Source organism: Pseudomonas sp. G(2018), from assembly GCF_005502415.1.
Classification (GTDB): domain Bacteria; phylum Pseudomonadota; class Gammaproteobacteria; order Pseudomonadales; family Pseudomonadaceae; genus Aquipseudomonas.
In genome coordinates this window covers 75,256-96,435 of sequence record NZ_SCOO01000004.1, presented here as the reverse complement: position 1 = coordinate 96,435, position 21,180 = coordinate 75,256, and the positions used below count along the sequence as shown (strand labels likewise).

The following is a 21,180-nucleotide window of genomic DNA, read 5'->3' as shown; positions in this document are numbered from 1 at the left end:
GGAAGGTATTGCGAGGAACTACTGGCTGACACCACCTTCGGACCCCGAACCACCGGTGGTGGTTTTCGAGCCGATGCCGGAGCCTGCGTTATCGGGTGTCCTTGTGTCCGGCAGGTTCAGCCCGCCTTGGCGACCGGCGTCGTTGCCCTGTGTCCGTGGATCGGTGCCGGTGGACGGTGGCAGGCTGCTGTCGACGCCCGTGCCGTTGGTGTTCATTCCGGGGGCGCTCTGGATGGCGGGGGCCTTGGGGCTTTCGACCGGGTTGGTCGGGCCGGTGCCGGACGCGGCGGTCGCGGCGATGGCGAGCGGGGACAGCAGGGCAGCGAGGGCGAGGGCGGTCAGCCTGGACGAGATCATGGTGGTGTCTCCCTTGATTGAGTGTCCTTACCTGACGTTGGTCCACCCCCGTTTCGATTTGGTGCCTGATGAACGACGAACGGTTCAGGCGTGCTGTAATGCCCTGGCCGTAGCGACCCGGCGCCAGATCAGGCGCCCCACGGTGATCAACCAGTTGAGCGAGGCGACCGCCAGCACGGTGAGCAGCAACGTCGCCATTCCATGCTCGACGATGATTTTTCCGGCGAGCAGCGGAAAGCCGAACACGCCGATGAAGTACGACAGGCTGAACAGCAACAAGGACTGTGCAGTGGTGCCGCCCGGGGCCTCATTGGCGGCCAGGCCGTTGATCACCGAATAGGTCAGCCCGTAACCGACCCCGAGCATCACCGCTGCCAGCACATAGGTGAAGCCGTCGTCGACCACGAAACCGAACATCAGGATCGAGCCCATCATCAATCCCGACAGCAGGCATGAGGCGCGCAACGGATCGCGCTTGACCACGATGCCGGCGATCAACAGGCGACTGCTGATCGCGGCGCTCATGAAACCGAGGAAGAACAGCGAATAGTCGAGCGAGCGTGCAGCGGCGTAGCTGGTCTGGAAACTTGACAGACCACCGAAAACGCAACCGCCGAGGCCGACCATAATGATCGGCAGCACCGCCCGGGACGACAGCACCTGCACAGTTGCACGCCAGGAAATTCGCGACACGACAGTCAACTGCACCGAGGCTTTTTTCAGGTGCCGATCCAGCCGCCAGAACAGCAATACACCGACCAGACTGGCCAGCGCAGCAAGGTAGAACGCCACCGTCACCGGGTAGCCGAGGGCGCTCGCAACTCTCCCCAGCAATGGACCGCTGCCAATCCCGGTCATCATGCTGCCCGACAGCAAGGCAAAGTATTTGGCGCGCTGCGCGGGTGTTACCAGGCTCGCTACGATGATTGGCCCGAGGGTGTAGAACACGCCCCAACCCAAGCCCAGCAACAGCCCGAAAAACAGCAGCAGATTGCCGAAGCCCGGCGTCAGTGCGAAGCCCAGGCTGGCGGCCACCAGCAGGACGCCGAACAGCGCCACCGAACGCGCCGCGCCGAGCAGGTCGGACAGGTGACCGGAGACAATGACGGCTACAAAGGTACTGAGCATCGCTGCCGAAATCACACTGCCGGCATCATGCTCGTTACCCCCGCGCGAACCGATCAGCAGCGACAGCAAAAAGGTCGAACCGTAGGACAGCGACAGCAAGTAACTGGCCAGGCAAAACAGGCCGAACAACTTGCTGGAGACGGGAGGTGTTGCGGTAGACATGACGCGGTTCCTTGACCTGATAAATGCGCAGGTCATCTATCTATCACGCAACGCGCTTATGTTAGGTCCGAGCTTCGCGATGCCAGGGTTAGCGCGGGCCGGAGTAAAAGCTCCTGCAGGTGCGCGAGCTTGCTCCCTCGCCACAAATCCTGCGTCGAATTAGTATGGCGTTTTCCACTTCTGACAAGGCACGTCCATGACGATCGAAATCCGCCCGGCGACCCCCAGTGATGCTCCGCAAATCCTCGCGTTCATCACTGAACTGGCCGACTACGAACGTGCCCGCCATGAAGTCATTGCCAGCGTGACCGACATCGAGCGCAGCCTGTTCAGCGAAGGCGCCACCGCCCATGGTTTGATCTGCCTGCGCGACGGCGTGGCGATCGGCTTCGCGGTGTTTTTCTTCAGCTATTCCACCTGGCTGGGCAGCAACTGCCTGTACCTTGAAGATCTCTACATCACCCCGGAACAACGTGGCGGCGGTGCGGGCAAAACCTTGCTGCGGCACTTGGCCAAGATCGCCTGCGCCAATGACTGCGGGCGCTTCGAATGGAGCGTGCTGGAGTGGAATACCCCGGCCATCGAATTCTACAAATCCCTGGGCGCGCAGCCGCAGGAAGAGTGGGTTCGCTATCGCATGGATGGCAAGGTGCTGCGCGAGTTCGCCGAAGGTCATTGATCGGCTTGTAAAAGATCGCAGCCTGAGGCTGCTCCAACAGGATCGCGGTCCATGTGGGAGCTGCCGAAGGCTGCGATCTTTTTTTGCTTTGTCTCAATATGTGGGATTGATATTTATATATTGAGATTTGTAGGCATCCAGGTTTATAGTCCGCCTCACTCACTGCCAAAAAACAGAACAGGTGAAGCGATGCGGGCGCAATTGATCGCGCTGGATTGGGGGACAACCTCATTACGTGCTTACAAACTTGCCGCGGGCGGCCAGGTGCTCGAGCAGCGTTCGCTGTCGTCGGGGATCATGCAGCTGCCCAAGGCGCCACGAATCATCGGCGGTCGCGAATGCACCGACGGTTTTGAACTGGCCTTCGATGAAGCCTGCGGTGACTGGCTCGATGCCCAACCCGATTTGCCGGTGATTGCCTGCGGCATGGTCGGCAGCGCCCAGGGCTGGCGCGAAGCGGCCTACCGCGATACACCGGCGAACGTCGCCAATCTCGGAACCTCCCTGCACATCGTGCGCAGCCTTCGCGGTGTTGACGTGCACATCGTGCCTGGGGTGATTCAGCGTTCGCACTTGCCCAACGTCATGCGCGGCGAAGAAACCCAGGTACTCGGCGTGCTGCAAACCCTGTCGAGCGAGACGGGCGCCGATCTGCTGATCGGCCTGCCGGGCAGCCATTCGAAATGGGTGGAAGTGGCCGAAGGCTGCATCGTGCATTTCGATACGTTCATGACAGGCGAAGTCTTCGCCGTACTCAGCGAACATAGCATTCTGGGGCGCACGCAGCAGCGCGGCGGCTCGTTCGATGGCGAGGCTTTCGATCGCGGCGTGCAGGTCGCGTTATCGGCGGACGGCGACATCGGTGTGCTGTCGACCCTGTTCAGTGCCCGCAGCCTGGGCCTGACCGGTGAACTGAGCGCCACGGCGCAGACGGATTATCTGTCCGGCTTGCTGATTGGCCATGAGCTGGTAGCCCTGGCCAACGTTCAACGACGCCGACGCAACACCGTGCACCTGCCTTCAATCATCCTGATCGGCAATTCCCAACTGTGCAGCCGCTACAGCCGGGCCCTCGACGCCTGCGGTTTTGCCCGGGTGACCCTGGCCGAACAGGCCACCGAACACGGGTTGTGGCAACTGGCGGTCGCCGCCGGATTGATTGCCGCCAGCCCATCCCGCTAAACCTGACTGGAGTCCTGACATGCTCAAACAAGCACTGGCGCAAAACGGTCTGATCGCGATCCTGCGCGGCCTGCGTCCGCAAGAAGCCGCCACCATCGGAGAAGTCCTGTACGCGGCCGGATTTCGCGTCATCGAAGTACCACTCAATTCCCCCGAGCCGTACGAAAGTATCCGCATCCTGCGCAGTACCTTGCCCGCCGATTGCCTGATCGGTGCAGGCACGGTGCTGACGCCGGAGCAGGTCGAGCAAGTGAAGGCGGCAGGTGGCCAGGTGATCGTCATGCCCCACAGCGATCCCAAGGTGCTGCGCGCGGCGAAAGCGGCCGGTTTGTACCTGTCGCCGGGCGTCGCCACGCCGACCGAAGCCTTCGCGGCGCTTGCCGAAGGCGCGGATGTGCTGAAGATGTTCCCGGCCGAGCAGATGGGCCCGGCGGTCGTCAAAGCCTGGCTCGCGGTGCTGCCGGCGGGAACGATTCTGGCGCCGGTCGGCGGGATCACCCCGGACAACATGCAGGTGTTCATCGACGCGGGTGTCAAAGGCTTCGGCTTGGGCTCCGGCCTGTTCAAACCGGGTATGACGCCTGAGCAGGTGGCGGTCAATGCCAAGGCCTATGTCGCTGCATGGAACGCTCTGCGTTAAGACTTTTCCGGCGCCGAGCGCGCTGCAAATAACAAGAGAGACAACCAGATGAAAATCACCAAATTGACCACCTTCATCGTTCCGCCGCGCTGGTGCTTCCTCAAGGTCGAAACCGACGATGGCGTTACCGGCTGGGGCGAGCCCGTGGTCGAAGGCCGCGCTCACACCGTTGCCGCCGCCGTTGAAGAATTGTCCGACTACCTGATCGGCAAAGACCCACGCAACATCGAAGACATCTGGACCGTGCTTTACCGCGGTGGCTTCTATCGCGGCGGTGCGATCCACATGAGCGCCCTGGCCGGTATCGACCAGGCGTTGTGGGACATCAAGGGCAAGGCGTTGGGTGTGTCGGTCAGCGACCTGCTGGGTGGCCAGGTGCGGGACAAGATTCGCGTGTATTCGTGGATCGGCGGCGACCGTCCTGCAGACACCGCGCGGGCGGCAAAAGAAGCGGTCAGCCGTGGGTTCACCGCGGTGAAAATGAACGGCACCGAAGAGTTGCAGTTCCTCGATACCTTCGAAAAGGTCGACCTGGCCCTGGCCAACGTCGCGGCCGTACGTGATGCGGTGGGTCCGAACGTCGGCATCGGCGTGGACTTCCATGGCCGGGTGCACAAGCCGATGGCCAAGGTGCTGATGAAGGAACTCGACCCGTACAAACTGATGTTCATCGAAGAGCCGGTACTCAGCGAAAACTATGAAGCGCTCAAGGAACTGGCGCCGCTGACCAGCACGCCGATTGCCCTGGGTGAGCGCCTGTTCTCGCGCTGGGATTTCAAGCGCGTACTCAGCGAAGGCTATGTCGACATCATTCAGCCCGATGCGTCCCACGCCGGCGGCATCACCGAAACCCGCAAGATCGCCAACATGGCCGAGGCCTACGACGTGGCGTTGGCGCTGCATTGCCCGTTGGGTCCGATTGCATTGGCCGCGTGTCTGCAACTGGATGCGGTCTGCTACAACGCGTTCATCCAGGAGCAAAGCCTGGGCATCCACTACAACGAGAGCAACGACCTGCTCGACTACGTGAAAGACCCGCGGGTATTCGACTACGACAAAGGCTTCGTGAAGATCCCGAATGGCCCGGGCCTGGGCATCGAGATCAACGAGGAATACGTGATCGAACGCGCGGCCGTCGGCCACCGCTGGCGCAACCCGATCTGGCGCCACGCCGATGGCAGTTTTGCCGAGTGGTGAGTCACTGACACACCACTGAACCCCTGTAGGAGCCAGCCTGCTGGCGATTTGGTCGGCACATTCAGCATTTACGGTGACTGATACACCGCTATCGCCAGCAGGCTGGCTCCCACAGTTTGATCTCCATTAGCAGTGGGATCTGCGTAAACCCTGATTTCGACCTCAATAAACATAAAAAGAGGCACCCCCCATGCAACCGCAAACCCTCACCGGGCAGGCGTCGTTGGTGACGCCCAGCCGCAAGCGGTTTTTCATCATGGTCCTGCTGTTCATCACCGTGGTGATCAACTACCTGGACCGCAGCAACCTGTCGATTGCCGCGCCGGCGCTGACCAGCGACCTGGGTATCGATCCGATTCACGTCGGCCTGATCTTTTCAGCCTTTGGCTGGACCTACGCCGCCATGCAGATTCCCGGTGGCTGGCTGGTGGACCGGGTACCGCCGCGCATTCTCTACAGCGTTGCACTGTTGCTGTGGTCGGTGGCCACGGTGATGCTCGGTTTCGCCGCCAGTTTCATTGCGTTGTTCGTGCTGCGCATGGCGGTAGGCGCTCTGGAAGCACCGGCCTATCCGATCAACAGCCGCGTCGTCACCACCTGGTTTCCGGAGCGCGAACGGGCTACGGCCATCGGTTTCTACACCTCCGGGCAGTTTGTCGGCCTGGCGTTCCTGACACCGGTGCTGGCCTGGCTGCAGCATCACTATGGCTGGCACATGGTGTTCGTCAGCACCGGCGCGGTGGGCATTATCTGGGCCGTGATCTGGTACGCGGTCTATCGCGAACCCCGGGATTTCAAAGGTGCCAACGATGCCGAAATCGAGCTGATCCGCGAAGGCGGTGGCCTCGTCGACATCCAGTCCGAACAAGCCAAAGTCAAAGCCAAATTCAGTTGGACCGACCTCGGCATTGTCCTGACCAAGCGCAAACTCTGGGGCATCTACCTCGGCCAGTTCTGCCTCAACTCGACGCTGTGGTTTTTCCTGACGTGGTTCCCGACCTATCTGGTGAAATATCGTGGCATGGACTTCATCAAGTCCGGCCTGCTGGCTTCGCTGCCGTTTCTCGCGGCTTTTGTCGGCGTGCTGTGTTCGGGTTTCTTTTCCGACTTCCTGATCCGTCGCGGCTACTCAGTGGGTTTTGCCCGTAAATTGCCGATCATCAGTGGCTTGCTGATTTCCACCTCGATCATCGGTGCCAACTTCGTTGAGTCGACGCCCCTGGTGATCGCCTTCCTCGCGTTGGCGTTTTTCGGCAACGGCCTGGCTTCAATCACCTGGTCGCTGGTGTCGACCCTGGCGCCGGCGCGCTTGCTGGGTTTGACCGGCGGGGTGTTCAACTTCATCGGCAACCTGTCGGCCATCGCCACGCCGATTGTCATCGGTTTCCTCGCCACGGGCGATTCGTTCGCACCGGCGATCACCTACATCTCGGTGCTGGCGTTGATGGGGGCACTTTCCTACGTGTTGCTGGTGGGCAAGGTCGAGCGTATCAAGTTGTAGTCTTGGCATGCGGGCGACCATAATGCCGCCCGTTCCCTCGCTCAACGGTAAAGGCTGAATATGCAGGAAGACGCCCCAAAAATCGCCAAGGACGCCGCGCCGACCGGCACCCAGACCCTGCTTCGCGGTCTGGGTGTGGTTCAGGCCGTAGCCAGCGGTGCCCGCGATCTCAAGGAAATCGCCCGACTGATCGGCACCACGCGCAGCACCACCCATCGTCTGGCCAGTTGCCTGGTGGACGAACGTTATCTGCGGGTGGTGCCGCAAGTCGGTTATCTGCTGGGGCCGAAGCTGATCGAGCTGGGGTTTCAGGCGCGGGAAGAGTTGCCGCTGGTGACCCTGGCGGGGCCGTATCTGGATGAACTGTCGGCGTTGACCGGCGACACCATTCACCTGGCCATCCGCGAAGGCGATGAAGTGCTGTACCTGCACAAGAATCCGGGGCGCAATGGCCCGGAAATGCGTTCGCGGGTCGGCCATCGCATGCCTTTGGCGCGCACCGGGATCGGCAAGGCCCTGATGCTTGATGACACACCGAAAGAGTGGCAGCGGCTGTACGAAATCAGCCTGCCGGCAGGCGGAAAAAATCAGTTCTGGCCGCAGCATCCGGAGCAGTCCTGGGAGCAGTTCCAGCAGCGCATGCTCGATTATGTAGCCGGTGGCTATGCCTTCGATCTGGAAGACAACGAACCCTCGATACGCTGCGTGGCGGCACCGATCCGCGATGCCAGCAAGCGCATTGTCGCCGGCATCAGCATCGCCAGTACCGTGCCCTACATGCCGCTGGAAAAAATGGCCGAGCTGATTCCCCTGATCAAGGGGGTTACGGCCCGGTTGTCGGCAGAGCTGGGTTTGAAGGTGTAAGGCACGAACGTCAGGTTTCGGCCTTCTTCTCAGCCACACCCAGCTCCTTCAAGCGCTGATCGATCAACTGGCATTTATCCGGCAGATCCTTGGAGGCCGTTTTACGATGCACACCTGGCTAGTGGCTTCTCGAAAACCCAAGCCTTGCTCGCCTTGGCCCGAAAGCTCTGTCGGGTGGCATTTGCCCTGATGAAAAATCAGAGCAAATACCTGTCAGCCTGAGAGTTCAGGGTTGCCGGGCAACATAGAATCTCCCACAAAGGACCTGCGGTGTATCTAATTCAACCGCCATGGCAGCAACTGGATTTCACCGTGTCTTCATACTTGTCGTGATGTCGTACCCAGTCCATGATTTCCTCCTCATTGCGCCCTTTGGGCGTCAGGTCCAGGTAGTTGTAGGCACCGACCAGCAGGTCCAGACCACGGGCGTAGGTCGAGTAGGTGTGAAAAATCTCACCGGTTTCATTGCGATAAAACACGCTGAGCCCTGGCAGTTCTTCTTCGGAGCCGTCGGTCTTTTCATAGTTGTAGGTGGCTTTGCCGGAGGCGACGTCTTCGGCTCGGGCCGAGACGCCAAAGTCGTAGTTGAAGTCGCAGCCTTCGGATGACACCCAGTCAAATTTCCAGCCCATGCGCCGTTTGAAGGCCTGGAATTCGGCGAACGGGGCGTGGGAAACCGCTACCACTGCTACATCGTGGTGGGCCAGGTGCTGGTTGGCGCCGTCGATGTGGTCGGAGAGGAACGAGCAGCCAGGGCAGCCTTCATCCCAGCCTTCGGCAAACATGAAGTGGTAAATGACCAACTGGCTGCGGCCACCGAACAGGTCGGCGAGTTTCAGTTCGCCTTGCGGCCCCTGGAAATGGTAGTCCTTGTCGATTTTCACCCAGGGCAGGGCGCGGCGTTCGGCGCTGAGTCTGTCCCGTTCATTGGTGAAGGCCTTTTCGTGGGCCAGGTGCTGTTTGCGGGCGGCGAGCCATTCTTCCCGGGACACGACGGGATGATTCTGAATGTTCATGGTGATTTCTCCTGCGTGGGGCTGGGAGGTGACTTACACAGCCTAGTCGTTTGGCCCTGGGGTAATTCGACATACCGCCGGTCGGTCGTAGCAAAAACCTGAGCTGAACGGCTACCGACCACGCCGGTCACAAACTATGAAGCCCCTCTCACTCTCGGGCTCCGGAGGTTGAATCAGGATGACGACTTATAACTGGGATTTGATTGAGCGTTTGCTGCATGAGGTGCAGCACGGCGAAGCCAGCTTCACGCCACGGTCTTATGCCGAACAGTACGTGGCGGCCAAAGCGGCCGAAGGCGAGGTCACTGAAAACCTCGACCATCTGAAAGCAGTGGCCGGTGAGTATGAAAAATTGCTGTTGGCGCGAGGCTATATCGAACCCCGGCCCGAGGATCAGGGCGGCACGGGTTCCAATTACATTTTGACGATGCGCGGTTCGAGGTTATTGAGCCTGATCGACAGCAGCATTCCCGGTAATGACCATCCGCGCCAGGTGCTGGATGAGCAGGAAGATGCACTGGATGAAGTGACGTTTGATGAGGTGGCTTCGAAGGCGCAGATTGCTTGAGAACTACAAGTACCCCCCTGTGGGAGCGAGCAGGCTCGCTCCCACATTAGATCTATATCTATGTTGTGCTTAACCTCGCCGTGCCGCCTTCAGACACTTCAAATCACTGAAATCCTTCCTCACCCCCTCGATTTTCGTCAGCAACCGCTCACGTTGCTGCGGCGTGCTTTGCGCCATCAAGTCCACAAACAGTGAACGCGCCTGGGCTTCGGTTTTGGCGAAGGCTTCGCGGTAGGCCAGTGTCCACAAGCGCTCTCGATTCACCAGAAGTATCTCGATTCGTTGTGGGAATTCAGGGCTGTGACGTTGCGCAACGGCCGCACTGAATTGCTTCTGCCAGTGGACGCGGTTGGCGAGCCACTGGGTATTCTGGTCACCCAGAGCGTTCGACCACGCCACGACGCGTTGTTGCTGAGGGGGAGTGAGTGGCCCCAGCCAGGCATCCAGGCGTTTTTCCATGCGTTCGCCGCGGTCCTTGATCTGCTGATCAAGGGACGGCTTGAGATACAGCGCCTGGCGTTTGCGCTGGTCCTTGGCGAAGGCCTCGTTCATTTCGGCGACCTGCTGGTCATCCAGTCCTTGCAGCAACTCGATGGCGGACGGGGTGATTTCCCGTGCGGTCTCGGCGATCGCCTGTTCGGCTTCTTCGGTGCGGGCTTGCAATGCAGCATCGGTTACCTGATTGGTCGCAACCATGGTCTGCAAGCGATCCAGCCAGTCCAGATAGCCAGGCAGTTGTGTGGTGCAGTGCCAGGTCAGGTGTTCCTTGAGGCGTTCGTTCAACCAGCCTTTTTGCTCGCCGTTCATGTCCAGGTAATCGCTGAGCGTCCAGGGGATGATCACGTCGAGGTTGCGGTAGGCCAGGCCCATGCGGCTGCACGCGCCGAGAGCGAGCGTCACGGTGAGTACGAAAGCGAGCTGTTTCAACCAGCGGGACATGGGCGAATCCTTGCGAAAGCCTGGCTTCGGGGACTGATTCTCATGTGAACGCAGGATGAGCCCGGCAGTTCAGCCGATCAATAGACGGCGGGCCGTGGCGTTGTTTCTGTACATGTCTTTTGGGGGAGATGTTGCGGGGGAGGGTTCCAGTCCAAGCGCTTCGAAGCTCAAAGCGCTTGTGGACCAGGTGATGCGAGGTATTACTTTTGGGCTTTTATTTTTTGCCCAGAGTGATCTGCTTGGACGGGCCGAACGTCTGGCCGCTGACGCCCTTGGCAATTTGCTGGATTTCACCGCCGGATTTGAGGAAGGCAGCGATCTGGTTGTTGATCGATTCGCTGGTTTCGACGGCTGGAGCTGGCTTTGCTTTGCTGGTGGATGCTTTTACGCGCATGGCGGCCATTAACCTGTAGAAAATTAACTTGGCCAGGCATCGTACAGGAATTACCTGCAATTTGCTTGGCAATTATCCTTTGGATGGCCCAGGGCGGATCGGGATAATTAGCGGATCATTATTTGATAATTGTCTCTAAGTCGCTGTTTTAAATAAAAACGTGGTCCGCCAAAACAGGATGCCCTGGTGGGCTGGCAGCGAGGAAAATCCTCGGGGCAGTCTGACGAGCGGCGGGAGTAGCACGGTAAAACCCAGGAAAATGAAGGCCTGCAGAGGAATTTCTCGCGCCGGTGGGCTGGCCGCCGAACGCGGCCCGCAAAACCGGGTAGAATGCCGCCCACGCAATGAGGGTATTGGACATGGCTTTAGTCGGGCGTTACAACAGTTTGCAAGTGGTTAAACACACTAACTTCGGTTTATATCTGGACGGTGGCGCGGATGGCGAAATTCTTTTGCCTAATCGTTATATTCCAAAAGATATTCCCAGCGAAGATGAAGACTGGCTCAATGTTTTTGTTTATCTGGACAGCGATGACAAACTTATCGCGACGACTGAAAAACCGAAAGTTCAAGTCGGTGAATTTGCCAGTTTGAAAGTTGTTGAAGTCAACAGCATTGGTGTGTTCCTCGATTGGGGGCTGCCAAAGGATCTATTGCTGCCGTTTTCGGAAGAAAAGCGCCAGATGACGGCCGGCGAATACGCCGTAGTGCATGTCTATCTCGACAAACACACCCGCCGCATCACCGCGACGGCGCGCCTGGACCGCTATTTGGACAAGACCCCGGCCAACTACACCCCGGGCCAAGAGGTCGACTTGCTGGTTGCCGAAGCCACCGACATGGGTTTCAAGGCAATCATCAACAACAAGCACTGGGGCCTGATTCACAAGAACGAAATCTTCAAGTTCATGCGTGCGGGCAAGGAAGAGAAAGGCTTCATCAAGGAAGTTCGTGCCGATGGCAAGATCAGCCTGAGTCTGCAACCGGTCGGCCAGGAAGCGGCCACCAGCCTTAACTCGAAGATCCTCGCCAAGTTGCGCGAGAACAACGGCACCCTGCCGGTCAGCGACAAGAGCGACCCGACTGTGATCAGTAGCATGTTCGGCGTCAGCAAAGGCAACTTCAAGAAGGCCATCGGTGCGCTGTACAAGAATGGCCAGATTGTCATTCATGCTGATCGCATTGAACTGAGCTGATCTTCGTCCCCTGCGGCAGCACATACAGGGGCAATTTCTGCCCATCTGGTTAATAATCGATAGAATAATTTTTCGCCCCGGCCATGCGCCGGGGTTTTGCTTTTACTGTCGAGTCGTTGCCATGGATTGTGTCGTTGTCGAGGTTTTCCGGTGAGCGCCACCCGGCGTAGCGCCGATGGATTTGCCCTGCAAGTGATGTTGGGGTTGTGCCTGGTCTGGGGTGTTCAGCAGGTGATGATCAAGTGGGCGGCGCCCGACATTGCGCCGGTCATGCAGGCCGCCGCGCGTTCCGGCATGTCTGCGTTGCTGGTGGGGTTGCTGATCTGCTGGAAGGGCGGTTGGGATCAGGTCGGTGCGACCTGGCGCGGTGGCTTGTTGGCCGGCGCCTTGTTCGGTCTGGAGTTCTTCTTCATTTCCGAAGGCCTGCAATTGACCACGGCCGCGCACATGTCGGTATTTCTCTACACCGCACCGATTTTCACCGCACTGGGTGTGCACTGGCTGTTGCCGAGCGAGCGTTTGCGGCCTGTGCAATGGCTGGGAATTTTCCTCGCGTTCGTCGGGATCGCCATCGCGTTTGCCGGTGGCATGTCCTGGGACAATCTCGATTACCGGATGTTGATGGGGGATGCGCTGGGCGTGCTGGCCGGCGCGGCTTGGGGCGCGACCACGGTGGTGGTGCGGGCTTCGCGATTGTCGGAGGCGCCGGTGACCCTGACGCTGTTCTATCAGTTGATCGTCGGCTTCATCGGCCTGTTGTTGATTGCGCTGCTCAGCGGTCAGATTACCCACGTCAGTTTGACCGGCGTGGCGATTGCCAGTGTGCTGTTTCAGGGCGTGGTGGTGTCGTTCTTCAGCTACCTGATCTGGTTCTGGTTGCTGCGCCGGTATCTGGCGGCAAACCTGGCGGTGTTTTCGTTCATGACGCCGTTGTTTGGCGTTACGTTTGGGGTGGTGTTGCTGGGGGAAAAACTGACCCTGAACTTTGTCATTGGCGCGGTGCTGGTACTGCTGGGCATCACCTTTGTCAGCGCCGAGCAGTGGGTGCGCCGCCGGTTGCGCAGAGCACTTGGGCAGCCCTGAGTACCTTCGCATCTGATGGATTGACATTCTCTGTAAAAGAATAATAGTGAGTCACTTGTTCTTTTTTGGAGAATGTCGTGGAGTTCAGCCAGTTGCGGATCTTCCAGGCGGTAGCGCAGGAAGAGTCCATCACCCGCGCCGCCGAGCGCCTGCACCGCGTGCCGTCCAACCTGTCGACCCGGCTCAAGCAGCTGGAGGAGCAGTTGGGCGTCGAACTGTTCGTTCGCGAGCGTCAGCGTTTGCAGTTGTCGCCTGCGGGTAAAGTCCTGCTGGATTACACCGCCAAGCTGTTCGCCTTGCACGATGAAGCCCATGCCGCGGTGCAGGGTGGACAACCGGCCGGCGACTTCGTGCTCGGCACCATGTACAGCACCGCCGCCATTCACCTCCCGGCGTTGTTGGCGCGCTATCACAAGCGTTACCCGGCGGTGAATTTGCAAGTGCAGTCCGGACCCAGCGGTGAATTGCTGGAAGGTTTGCTCACCGGCCGGCTCGATGCGGCGCTGGTGGACGGTCCACCCGAACTTGCCATGCTCGATGGTGTGTTGCTGTGCGAGGAACGGCTGGTGCTGGTCAGCGAGGCGGATCACCCGCCGGTACTCAGCGCGCGGGACGTGGAAGGGCGTTCGGTATTCACCTTTCGCCAGGGCTGTTCCTACAGGATGCGTCTGGAATCCTGGTACTCCCGGGACCACGCGGTCATGGGGCGGGCGATTGAGATCGAATCCTATCCGGGGATGCTCGCCTGTGTGATTGCAGGTTCCGGCGTGGCATTGATGTCGGAGTCAATGCTTGCCAGCCTGCCGGGCCGCGAAAGTGTGACGGTCCATCCTCTGCCTGAGCCGTTTGCCACGGCCACGACCTGGCTGATGTGGCGCAAGGGCATGGCCGGGGCCAACCTGAATGCGTGGATCGAGGAGCAGCGGGCGCTCTATCCGTCGGCGCAAATTCCAGCCCGGGCGATTGCATGATTTAATGCGGTCGGATTGTGAGCCATTCAGTAACAGATCATTGCCACTTTGGGCGAGCATTGCTCAGGACTTCGGACTATTATCAGTTCGAAGCGGCTACAGAATTCCGGTCGCTCGGCACTACCCTGAAGGGGGCATCATGAAAGAGAAAATCCAAAACTGGCTGCATGACCTGGGTGTCGCGCTCGGTTTGATCGAACCGCCTCTGCAACCTGTGCCAATTCGCACCGACGACGAACAGCGCCGACGCCAGCAGCGTCGCCGGTAAGCGAACAAGCGTTGGGAGAGGGTGCTTTTGTGGCGAGGGAGCTTGCTCCCGCTGGGCTGCGAAGCGGCCCCTCTTGATCGCACGGTTTCATTTGTGGCGCTTGGACAGGTTTGCGAGGGCTTCGCCCTCGAACGGGAGCAAGCTCCCTCGCCACAGAGGGTGTAGCTGCTCTGATGGCGCGTGGTTTCAATGCCGCCCAATCTCCATCAAAAACCGGCTCAAGTCATTCGCCGTCCTGGCCGTCTTGAGCATCCGGTCTTCCTCGGCGGTAAACGCCGTCAAGCCGAGTTCATCTTCCAGATGGAAGATCAGCTCTTCGATATCCGTTTTATCCAATCCCAACTGCGCCAGACTGGCGTTGTCGTCGAAGTCATCCTGACCCTCCAGCAGGCGGCTGATGTAGCGGTGCACGGCGGCGCGAATGGCGGCTTTGTTCATGATGACTCTTCAAGGGCGTTGTTGTTTTATTGGCCCTGGGCTTGAGTACAGCAGGCTTCAGCCGTGTGAGCGTTGCCACTCGTCAATCATGTGGCGTAGATGATCCCCGGAAAAACTGCCGAAATGTCCGCCATGCACCGTGCGGATCGGCAGGGCGCGCAAGCGTTGCAGGCTGCGAGCGTAGTCATCGAGGTTGGAGTGGTAGGCGTCCTCGATCAGCGGCCCGTCGTAGATGATGTCGCCGCTGAACAAGGTCTCGGTCGCGGCTTCGTACAGGCTGATGCCGCCCGGCGAGTGTCCCGGCGTGTGCAGCACTTGCAGCACACGGTCGCCCAGGTCCAGCACATCGCCTTCTTCGATCAAGCCCGTTGCCGGGGCAGCCTTGACCCGATACTCGGCGTAGCACAACGGACAATCGGGGTGCGCCTCGAACATGTCGTCGCCGACAAACGCCCGGCTCAAATCGTTTTCACCGTCCGGTGCGGCCAGGATCTGCGCTTCGGCCGGATGCACCAGGCGTTCAGCAAACTCATGATGCCCTGCAATGTGGTCGAAATGGCAATGACTGGCCACTGCCACCAGGGGCCGCTCGGTGATCCACGGCAATTGCTCGCGCAGGCTGACCAGCCCGGAGCCGCTGTCCAGCAGCAGGTCTTTGTTACGGCCTTGAACAAACCAAAGATTGCAGCGGTAGAAGGGGCGAATGTAAGGCTCGTGAATCAGGCGGATGCCGTCGCTGAGTTGCTTCACCTCGAACCACTGATCGCGGCTGACGATCTTCATAGGCACTTTCCTTCAGGCGAAAAAAAACGGGTGTGGCAACCGACGCCACACCCGTCGAAGAAAGCATCAAGTTGTTATGTTCAGCTTAGGCGGCACTGGCCACCACTGCCGGGCGACGGGACATCAGACTGATCACCACGAAGCTCACCAGACCTACAGCCAGGCTGTAGTAGATAGGGGTGTTGGCATCCAGACCGTCCTTGACCATGAACAGCAGGGCCGTGGCGAAGCCCATGCCCATGCTGGCGATGGCGCCGGCGGTGGTGGCGCGTTTCCAGAAGATCGCACCGATCAGCGGGATCAGCATGCCGCCCACCAACAGGTTGTAGGCCAGGGTCAGGGCACTGATCACGTCGTTTACCACCAGGGCGATACCGAGTACCACAACACCGGTCAGCATAGTGACGATACGGTTGAGGCCCAGGCTCGACTGTTTGCCGCCACGCAGTTTCGGCAGCAGGTCTTCGGTCAGGGTGGTGGCGGCGGCGAGCAGGCCGGCGCTGGCGGTGGACATCATGGCTGCCAGTGCGGCAGCGATGACCAGGCCACGGACACCGTCCGGCAGGGACAGTTTCACGATGGCGGCGAAAGCGTTGTTGACGTTGTCCAGGTCCGGGATCAGCACGTGAGCGGCCATGCCGATCAAGGCGCAGGCCAGGCCGTAGAGGATGCAGTAGATACCGGCGAACGTACCGGCGACCTGAGCCACTTTGGCGGTCTTGACGGTGAACACCCGTTGCCAGATGTCCTGACCGATCAGGATGCCGAAGAAGTAGATCATGAAGTAGGTGATGATGGTGTCCCAACCGATGGTGGTGAAGCTGAAGCTCGCCGCCGGCAGTTTCAACACCAGTTCATCCCAGCCGCCGACGCGGTACAGGCAGATTGGCAACAGGATGAACATCAGGCCAACGGTCTTGATCACGAACTGGACGATGTCGGTCAGGGTCAGCGACCACATCCCGCCAATGGCCGAGTAGATCACCACCACGCCACCACCGAGCAGTACCGAGATCCAGAACGGCAGGCCGAACAGCACTTGCAGTACGGTGCCGATCGCCAGGATCGAGGTCACGCCGATCATCAGCGCGTACGCCAGCATGATCACCGCGCTCGCGGAGCGGGCCATCGGGTTGTAGCGTTTCTCCAGCACCTGGGTAACGGTGTAGATCTTCAGTTTCAACAGCGGTTTGGCCAGGAACAGGTTCAGCGCCACGATCCCGCAACCCAGTGCGGCGCAGAGCCAGAAACCGGAGATGCCATGCACATAGCCCAGACGCACGGTGCCCACGGTGGACGCGCCGCCGAGGACGGTGGCCGCCATGGTGCCCATGTACAGGCTCGGGCCGAGGTTACGACCGGCAACCAAAAAGTCTTCGTTGGTCTTGGCCTTGCGCATGCCGTAGTAGCCAAGTATCAGCATCGCGGCGGCGTAGATGAGTACGACGAATAAATCCAAAGCCATGATGGCGTGTCTCCGATTGTCTTTTTTATGGTGAAACTAAGACGTTTCTGTGGGGCTGCTCTTTGTGTGAGCGAACCTGCTCGCGAAAGCGTTCTATCGGTCACACCTTTGTTGGATGTGCCGCCGTCTTCGCGAGCAGGCTCGCTCCCACAGGTATTTCAGGCGACTTGTCGCATCGCCGGTTTAACGAGCGAATCCGTGCTCTTGCTGCGTGGATCATTCGGGCCGAATACCGCAGTCGATTCCGGGAACAGGCTCAGCAATACCAGGTACACCACCGAGGCCAGGCCCAGGGTCACCGGCAGGCTGATGTCGATACCGCCGGCCAGTTCGCCCAGTGGTCCGACGAACTGCCCCGGCAGGTTCACGAAGCACAGGCCGATGGCCGCGCTCGGGATCCAGGCACCCAGGCCACGCCAGTTCCAGCCGTGGGTGAACCAGTAGCGGCCACCTTTTTCGCCGCGGGTGAACACTTGCAAGTCATCCGGGCAGTAGAAGCCGCGACGGACCAGCAGGCCGATGATCATGATCACCATCCACGGGGTCGTGCAGGTGATGATCAGCACGGCGAAGGTCGACACGCTCTGCACCAGGTTCGCTGCGAAGCGGCCAATGAAGATGAAGGCAATCGACATCACGCCGATCAGCAGCGTGGCCTTGACCCGCGACAGCACTCGTGGAAACACGCTGGACATGTCCAGCCCGGTGCCATAGAGCGAGGTGGTGCCTGTGGACATGCCGCCGATCACCGCAATCAGGCACACCGGCAGGAAGAACCAGCTCGGCGATACCGCCAGCAGACCACCGACATAGTTGTTGGCCGCGATGTAGTCCGGCGCCTTGATCGCCACGATGGTGGCGGTGGCGAGGCCGAACAGGAACGGGATCAAGGTGGCAAGTTGCGCCGCTATGACCGACAGCATGATCCTGCCTTTGGGCGTCTCACGCGGAATGTAGCGCGACCAGTCGCCAAGGAACGCGCCGAAGGAAATCGGGTTGCTCATGGCCACCAGCGCGGCACCGATAAAGGCTGCCCAGAAACCGGCCTGACCCATGGCCACCGTGCCGGCGTATTGACTGTCGAAAGCCGGAGCAAAGGCGAAAATGCCCAGCAGGAACAGCAGGCTGGCCGCCCACACCGCGATGCGGTTGACCCACAGCATGAAGCGGAAGCCGTAGATGCACACGGTCAAAACCAGCAGCGCGAACAGGCCGTAGGCCAGGCCCAGGGTCAGATCGGTTTCCGGCAAATTGATCAGGCGTTTGGCACCCCCCACCAGTGCATCACCCGAGCTCCAGACGGAGAGCGAGAAAAACGCGATAGCGGTCAACAGCGACAGAAAAGAGCCGACGATGCGCCCGTGTACGCCGAAGTGCGCGCCGGAGGACACCGCGTTGTTGGTGCCGTTGATAGGGCCGAACAAGCCCATTGGCGCCAGAATCAATGCACCGAGCACCACACCCAGCACAATCGCCCAGACGCCCGCCTGGAACGACAGGCCGAACAGTACCGGGAAGCTGCCGAGTACGGCGGTGGCAAAGGTGTTCGCGCCGCCGAAGATCAAGCGAAACAGGTCGCTGGGCCGGGCGTCGCGTTCATTGTCCGGGATCTGTTCGACCCCGTTTGTTTCGATGCTGCTAAGGCTTTTTTCGTTGTTGTTGTTATTCATGATCTGCTCCGATCATAAAGGCGCGCTCATCGTGTGTGAGCGTCACCTGTTTGGCTAAGGGGTTGGCAGCCCTTCCGGCATAGCGGACAAATGTTCGTGACAGGCCAGCCACAGGCCTTGTTGTTCTTGGCCAGACGCTTGTTTCTTGAAAACAATCGTCTCGCGCTCCTGGCTGAAGTGTTGCTCCCCTTGCATGCGCAGCTCGGTGGCCACGTCATGGATGAAAATCGCCACGTCACCCTGCAGGCTGACGAAAGCGTTGCTCGAAGTGCACGACAGCACCTCGAAGCCATCCTCGGCACGCCAGCTGTCCCACAACGCCTGGTAGGCGTCGCGCGACAACAGGGGCTGTTCGAGGGTGTAGAAAACGAAGCTGGCATCGGCGCTGAACGCGCCGAAGTAGGCTTCGCGATCGTTTCGGGCGAAGGCGGACACCAGGTCGGCAGCCGCTTTCAAAACCTGATCACGTTCGTTCATGACCGATCCTCAGCGGTGGACCACGCCAGGCAGTACGCAGAGCATTTCGTACAGCAGGTTGGCGGCCAGCAGCGAGGTGTTACCCGTGGTGTCGTAAGCGGGCGAGACTTCTACCAGATCGCAACCGATCAGGTCGAGGCCTTGGCAGCCACGAACGATCTCGATCGCCTGAATGGTCGTCAGGCCACCGATTTCCGGGGTGCCGGTACCAGGCGCCCACGCCGGGTCGATTCCGTCGATGTCGAAGCTCAGGTACACCGGGCCACCACCGACTTTCTCACGCACTTCGGCCATCAACGGCGCCAGGGATTTGTGCCAGCACTCTTCGGCCTGCACCACGCGGAAGCCCTGGTTGCGGCTCCAGTTGAAGTCGTCAGCGGTGTAACCCTGGGCACGCAGGCCGATTTGCACAACGCGGTCCGGGTCGATCAGGCCTTCTTCGACAGCGCGACGGAAGGTGGTGCCGTGGGCGATTTTCTCGCCGAACATGTGATCGTTCACATCGGCGTGGGCGTCGATGTGCACCAGGCCGACCTTGCCGTGCTTCTTATGGATGGCACGCAGGATTGGCAGGGTGATGGTGTGGTCGCCACCCAAAGTCAGGGGGATCACGTCGTGTTCGAGGATGTTGTCGTAGGATTCTTCGATGATCCGTACGGCATCCAGCAGGTTGAAGGTGTTGATCGCCACGTCGCCGATGTCGGCAACCGACAGCGAGTCGAAGGGCGCCGCACCGGTGGCCATGTTGTACGGGCGGATCATGACCGATTCAGCGCGGATGTCACGCGGCCCGAAACGGGTGCCTGGGCGCAGCGAGGTACCGATGTCCAGAGGCACGCCAACGAAGGCAGCGTCCAGGCCGGCAGCGGTAGGAACATGGGGGAGTCGCAGCATGGTGGCGATGCCGCCGAAGCGCGGCATTTCGTTGCCGCCCAGTGGTTGGTGAAGAATCTTGTCCACGGGTAGGGCCTCATCGTCGTTGTTTTATTTATGTCGGTTGCGCAGGTCGGGGAGACGCAGGCACCGCTGTGGGCCGATTCTGCGAAATGTAGTGGCCGGGAAGAATCGCTACGCGCAAATACTTAGTTCAGATTTTTCTAAACTAATGGGGGTGACGGCGATAGACTTCACCCCATACGCAAAACCCAATGCCAGGCACAGACCTTGTGGGAGCGAGCCTGCTCGCGAAAGCGGTGGGCCAGTTAACATTGACGTTGGCTGAAGGCTCTCATCGCGAGCAGGCTCGCTCCCACAAAGATCTTCATTGACTTGAGCATTGCGCATCACCCTGTAATCGGAGTTCCCCATGGCCAACGCTTTACCCGACCTGAAACTATTGCGCATTTTTGTCAGCGTGGTGCGTCATCAGGGATTCGCCAACGCCCAGCAAGAGCTCAACCTGTCGACCTCGGCCATCAGCACCTACATGAGTCAGCTCGAGTCGGCGCTGGGCCTGGTGCTGTGCCATCGCGGCCGCGGCGGTTTCAGCCTGACCAGCAAGGGCGAGCTGTTCCATCAGGAAACCCTGCGCCTGCTCGGCGAGCTGGAAGGTTTCGAGCAATACGCCGCCGCACTCAAGGGTGAATTGCGCGGCACGTTGAACCTGGGGGTAATCGATTCCACCGTCAGCGACAAGGCCTTGCCGTTCGCCGAAGCCATCGGCGCCTACAGTCAGGAACACCCGGCCGTACACTTGCACCTGTCGGTCATGAGCCCCTACGAACTGCAACTGGGCGTGCAGGACAACCGCCTCGACCTGGCCATCGGCGCGTTTTCCACGCGCATGAGCGGTCTGGTGTACATGCCGCTGTACCGCGAGCAGCATTGGTTGTATTGCAGCACGCGGCATCCGCTGTTCAGCGAGCGGCGTATACCCGAGCAGGTCATCACCCAGCAGCGCATGGTCGGTCGTGGTTACTGGAGCCAGGCTGAACTGGCCCGCCACGGCTTCAAGCACAGCGCCGCAACGGTGGAGAGTATGGAGGCGCAGCTGATTCTGGTGCTGTCCGGCGCCTACATCGGTTACTTGCCGGAGCACTACGCCCAGGCCTGGGCCGACAAGGGCGACTTGCGTGTGCTGTTGCCGGCGACCTTCGGTTATCAGGCACCGTTTTCGATGATCGTACGCCGGGGCCGCAGCCGCGAGCCGCTGATCCAGACCTTCCGCGATTTGCTTAAAGCGCAGCTCAATCAGGTTTAAGA

At 60.0% G+C, this 21,180-nt stretch carries 23 protein-coding genes; 12 read left to right on the top strand and 11 right to left on the bottom strand.

Features of this window, described 5'->3' with window-relative positions:
• Positions 1-18 precede the first annotated feature (18 nt).
• Entirely contained in the window at positions 19-357 is a 339-nt protein-coding gene (locus tag FFS64_RS05455; protein ID WP_137804513.1) for a hypothetical protein, read from the bottom strand.
• An 84-nt stretch (positions 358-441) separates the two neighbouring features.
• Positions 442-1,647: an MFS transporter gene (locus tag FFS64_RS05450; protein ID WP_137804512.1), complete on the bottom strand. Its 1,206-nt coding sequence runs from the start codon at positions 1,645-1,647 to the stop codon at positions 442-444.
• Positions 1,648-1,843: 196 nt separating this feature from the next.
• On the opposite strand from FFS64_RS05450, the gene FFS64_RS05445 reads away from it, so the two are divergent.
• The 6 genes from FFS64_RS05445 to FFS64_RS05420 all read left to right on the top strand — a co-directional run bounded on the left by FFS64_RS05445 (position 1,844) and on the right by FFS64_RS05420 (position 7,710).
• Positions 1,844-2,326 (top strand): GNAT family N-acetyltransferase, encoded by a 483-nt coding sequence (locus FFS64_RS05445; RefSeq protein WP_137804511.1) that lies wholly within the window; start codon positions 1,844-1,846, stop codon positions 2,324-2,326.
• 189 nt (positions 2,327-2,515) lie between these two features.
• Positions 2,516-3,508 carry a 2-dehydro-3-deoxygalactonokinase gene (locus tag FFS64_RS05440; RefSeq protein WP_137804510.1) on the top strand — a complete coding sequence of 331 codons (993 nt, stop codon included), beginning with the start codon at positions 2,516-2,518 and terminating at the stop codon, positions 3,506-3,508.
• A 19-nt stretch (positions 3,509-3,527) separates the two neighbouring features.
• Positions 3,528-4,148, top strand: coding sequence for a 2-dehydro-3-deoxy-6-phosphogalactonate aldolase (locus FFS64_RS05435; protein ID WP_137804509.1), 621 nt, complete (start codon positions 3,528-3,530; stop codon positions 4,146-4,148).
• A 48-nt stretch (positions 4,149-4,196) separates the two neighbouring features.
• On the top strand, positions 4,197-5,345 hold the full coding sequence (gene dgoD, locus FFS64_RS05430; RefSeq protein WP_137804508.1) for a galactonate dehydratase: 1,149 nt from the start codon (positions 4,197-4,199) through the stop codon (positions 5,343-5,345).
• A 190-nt stretch (positions 5,346-5,535) separates the two neighbouring features.
• Positions 5,536-6,846, top strand: a complete 1,311-nt coding sequence (locus FFS64_RS05425; RefSeq protein ID WP_095196398.1) for an MFS transporter — start codon at positions 5,536-5,538, stop codon at positions 6,844-6,846.
• 60 nt (positions 6,847-6,906) lie between these two features.
• Positions 6,907-7,710 (top strand): IclR family transcriptional regulator, encoded by an 804-nt coding sequence (locus FFS64_RS05420; RefSeq protein ID WP_137804507.1) that lies wholly within the window; start codon positions 6,907-6,909, stop codon positions 7,708-7,710.
• Positions 7,711-7,991: 281 nt separating this feature from the next.
• On the opposite strand, the gene FFS64_RS05410 is transcribed toward FFS64_RS05420, so the two are convergent.
• Positions 7,992-8,726: a thioredoxin family protein gene (locus FFS64_RS05410; protein WP_137804506.1), complete on the bottom strand. Its 735-nt coding sequence runs from the start codon at positions 8,724-8,726 to the stop codon at positions 7,992-7,994.
• A 178-nt stretch (positions 8,727-8,904) separates the two neighbouring features.
• On the opposite strand from FFS64_RS05410, the gene FFS64_RS05405 reads away from it, so the two are divergent.
• Positions 8,905-9,294: a transcriptional regulator gene (locus tag FFS64_RS05405; protein WP_137804505.1), complete on the top strand. Its 390-nt coding sequence runs from the start codon at positions 8,905-8,907 to the stop codon at positions 9,292-9,294.
• A gap of 69 nt (positions 9,295-9,363) precedes the next feature.
• Here FFS64_RS05405 and FFS64_RS05400 read toward each other — a convergent pair whose 3' ends face one another.
• Entirely contained in the window at positions 9,364-10,233 is an 870-nt protein-coding gene (locus tag FFS64_RS05400) for a DUF6279 family lipoprotein (protein ID WP_137804504.1), read from the bottom strand.
• A 214-nt stretch (positions 10,234-10,447) separates the two neighbouring features.
• Positions 10,448-10,636: a hypothetical protein gene (locus FFS64_RS05395; protein WP_028621608.1), complete on the bottom strand. Its 189-nt coding sequence runs from the start codon at positions 10,634-10,636 to the stop codon at positions 10,448-10,450.
• A 350-nt stretch (positions 10,637-10,986) separates the two neighbouring features.
• Here FFS64_RS05395 and FFS64_RS05390 point away from each other — a divergent pair, with 350 nt between their 5' ends.
• The 4 genes from FFS64_RS05390 (at position 10,987) to FFS64_RS31600 (ending at position 14,145) form a co-directional block, all read left to right on the top strand.
• The gene (locus FFS64_RS05390; RefSeq protein WP_095196404.1) at positions 10,987-11,823 is read left to right on the top strand and encodes a S1 RNA-binding domain-containing protein; all 837 of its coding nucleotides are present in this window, start codon (positions 10,987-10,989) and stop codon (positions 11,821-11,823) included.
• A 150-nt stretch (positions 11,824-11,973) separates the two neighbouring features.
• Positions 11,974-12,906, top strand: coding sequence for a DMT family transporter (locus FFS64_RS05385; protein WP_137804503.1), 933 nt, complete (start codon positions 11,974-11,976; stop codon positions 12,904-12,906).
• 77 nt (positions 12,907-12,983) lie between these two features.
• Positions 12,984-13,877, top strand: a complete 894-nt coding sequence (locus FFS64_RS05380) for a LysR family transcriptional regulator (RefSeq protein WP_137804502.1) — start codon at positions 12,984-12,986, stop codon at positions 13,875-13,877.
• Between the two features lie 139 nt (positions 13,878-14,016).
• Positions 14,017-14,145 carry a PA1414 family protein gene (locus FFS64_RS31600; RefSeq protein ID WP_007914492.1) on the top strand — a complete coding sequence of 43 codons (129 nt, stop codon included), beginning with the start codon at positions 14,017-14,019 and terminating at the stop codon, positions 14,143-14,145.
• A 186-nt stretch (positions 14,146-14,331) separates the two neighbouring features.
• Here FFS64_RS31600 and FFS64_RS05375 read toward each other — a convergent pair whose 3' ends face one another.
• From FFS64_RS05375 to speB, 6 genes are all read right to left on the bottom strand, one after another.
• Complete coding sequence (locus FFS64_RS05375) at positions 14,332-14,583, bottom strand: phosphopantetheine-containing protein (RefSeq protein WP_095196407.1); 252 nt, start codon at positions 14,581-14,583, stop codon at positions 14,332-14,334.
• Positions 14,584-14,640: 57 nt separating this feature from the next.
• Positions 14,641-15,366, bottom strand: coding sequence for an MBL fold metallo-hydrolase (locus tag FFS64_RS05370; RefSeq protein ID WP_137804501.1), 726 nt, complete (start codon positions 15,364-15,366; stop codon positions 14,641-14,643).
• Between the two features lie 85 nt (positions 15,367-15,451).
• The gene (locus tag FFS64_RS05365) at positions 15,452-16,831 is read right to left on the bottom strand and encodes a sodium:solute symporter (RefSeq protein ID WP_137804500.1); all 1,380 of its coding nucleotides are present in this window, start codon (positions 16,829-16,831) and stop codon (positions 15,452-15,454) included.
• A 158-nt stretch (positions 16,832-16,989) separates the two neighbouring features.
• Positions 16,990-18,501, bottom strand: a complete 1,512-nt coding sequence (locus FFS64_RS05360; RefSeq protein WP_137804499.1) for a cytosine permease — start codon at positions 18,499-18,501, stop codon at positions 16,990-16,992.
• A gap of 54 nt (positions 18,502-18,555) precedes the next feature.
• Complete coding sequence (locus tag FFS64_RS05355) at positions 18,556-18,978, bottom strand: nuclear transport factor 2 family protein (protein WP_077047813.1); 423 nt, start codon at positions 18,976-18,978, stop codon at positions 18,556-18,558.
• A 9-nt stretch (positions 18,979-18,987) separates the two neighbouring features.
• Positions 18,988-19,938, bottom strand: a complete 951-nt coding sequence (speB, locus tag FFS64_RS05350) for an agmatinase (RefSeq protein ID WP_056853080.1) — start codon at positions 19,936-19,938, stop codon at positions 18,988-18,990.
• Between the two features lie 346 nt (positions 19,939-20,284).
• On the opposite strand from speB, the gene FFS64_RS05345 reads away from it, so the two are divergent.
• Complete coding sequence (locus FFS64_RS05345) at positions 20,285-21,178, top strand: LysR family transcriptional regulator (protein WP_137804498.1); 894 nt, start codon at positions 20,285-20,287, stop codon at positions 21,176-21,178.
• The last annotated feature ends 2 nt before the right edge of the window (positions 21,179-21,180 follow it).

Excerpts from the sequence above, each read along its gene's own strand:
- FFS64_RS05455 (WP_137804513.1), bottom strand. The coding sequence starts at position 357 with ATGATCTCGTCCAGGCTGACCGCCCTCGCCCTCGCTGCCCTGCTGTCC.
- FFS64_RS05450 (WP_137804512.1), bottom strand. The coding sequence starts at position 1,647 with ATGTCTACCGCAACACCTCCCGTCTCCAGCAAGTTGTTCGGCCTGTTT.
- FFS64_RS05445 (WP_137804511.1), top strand. The coding sequence starts at position 1,844 with ATGACGATCGAAATCCGCCCGGCGACCCCCAGTGATGCTCCGCAAATC.
- FFS64_RS05440 (WP_137804510.1), top strand. The coding sequence starts at position 2,516 with ATGCGGGCGCAATTGATCGCGCTGGATTGGGGGACAACCTCATTACGT.
- FFS64_RS05435 (WP_137804509.1), top strand. The coding sequence starts at position 3,528 with ATGCTCAAACAAGCACTGGCGCAAAACGGTCTGATCGCGATCCTGCGC.
- dgoD (WP_137804508.1), top strand. The coding sequence starts at position 4,197 with ATGAAAATCACCAAATTGACCACCTTCATCGTTCCGCCGCGCTGGTGC.
- FFS64_RS05425 (WP_095196398.1), top strand. The coding sequence starts at position 5,536 with ATGCAACCGCAAACCCTCACCGGGCAGGCGTCGTTGGTGACGCCCAGC.
- FFS64_RS05420 (WP_137804507.1), top strand. The coding sequence starts at position 6,907 with ATGCAGGAAGACGCCCCAAAAATCGCCAAGGACGCCGCGCCGACCGGC.
- FFS64_RS05410 (WP_137804506.1), bottom strand. The coding sequence starts at position 8,726 with ATGAACATTCAGAATCATCCCGTCGTGTCCCGGGAAGAATGGCTCGCC.
- FFS64_RS05405 (WP_137804505.1), top strand. The coding sequence starts at position 8,905 with ATGACGACTTATAACTGGGATTTGATTGAGCGTTTGCTGCATGAGGTG.
- FFS64_RS05400 (WP_137804504.1), bottom strand. The coding sequence starts at position 10,233 with ATGTCCCGCTGGTTGAAACAGCTCGCTTTCGTACTCACCGTGACGCTC.
- FFS64_RS05395 (WP_028621608.1), bottom strand. The coding sequence starts at position 10,636 with ATGGCCGCCATGCGCGTAAAAGCATCCACCAGCAAAGCAAAGCCAGCT.
- FFS64_RS05390 (WP_095196404.1), top strand. The coding sequence starts at position 10,987 with ATGGCTTTAGTCGGGCGTTACAACAGTTTGCAAGTGGTTAAACACACT.
- FFS64_RS31600 (WP_007914492.1), top strand. The coding sequence starts at position 14,017 with ATGAAAGAGAAAATCCAAAACTGGCTGCATGACCTGGGTGTCGCGCTC.
- FFS64_RS05375 (WP_095196407.1), bottom strand. The coding sequence starts at position 14,583 with ATGAACAAAGCCGCCATTCGCGCCGCCGTGCACCGCTACATCAGCCGC.
- FFS64_RS05370 (WP_137804501.1), bottom strand. The coding sequence starts at position 15,366 with ATGAAGATCGTCAGCCGCGATCAGTGGTTCGAGGTGAAGCAACTCAGC.
- FFS64_RS05365 (WP_137804500.1), bottom strand. The coding sequence starts at position 16,831 with ATGGCTTTGGATTTATTCGTCGTACTCATCTACGCCGCCGCGATGCTG.
- FFS64_RS05360 (WP_137804499.1), bottom strand. The coding sequence starts at position 18,501 with ATGAATAACAACAACAACGAAAAAAGCCTTAGCAGCATCGAAACAAAC.
- FFS64_RS05355 (WP_077047813.1), bottom strand. The coding sequence starts at position 18,978 with ATGAACGAACGTGATCAGGTTTTGAAAGCGGCTGCCGACCTGGTGTCC.
- FFS64_RS05345 (WP_137804498.1), top strand. The coding sequence starts at position 20,285 with ATGGCCAACGCTTTACCCGACCTGAAACTATTGCGCATTTTTGTCAGC.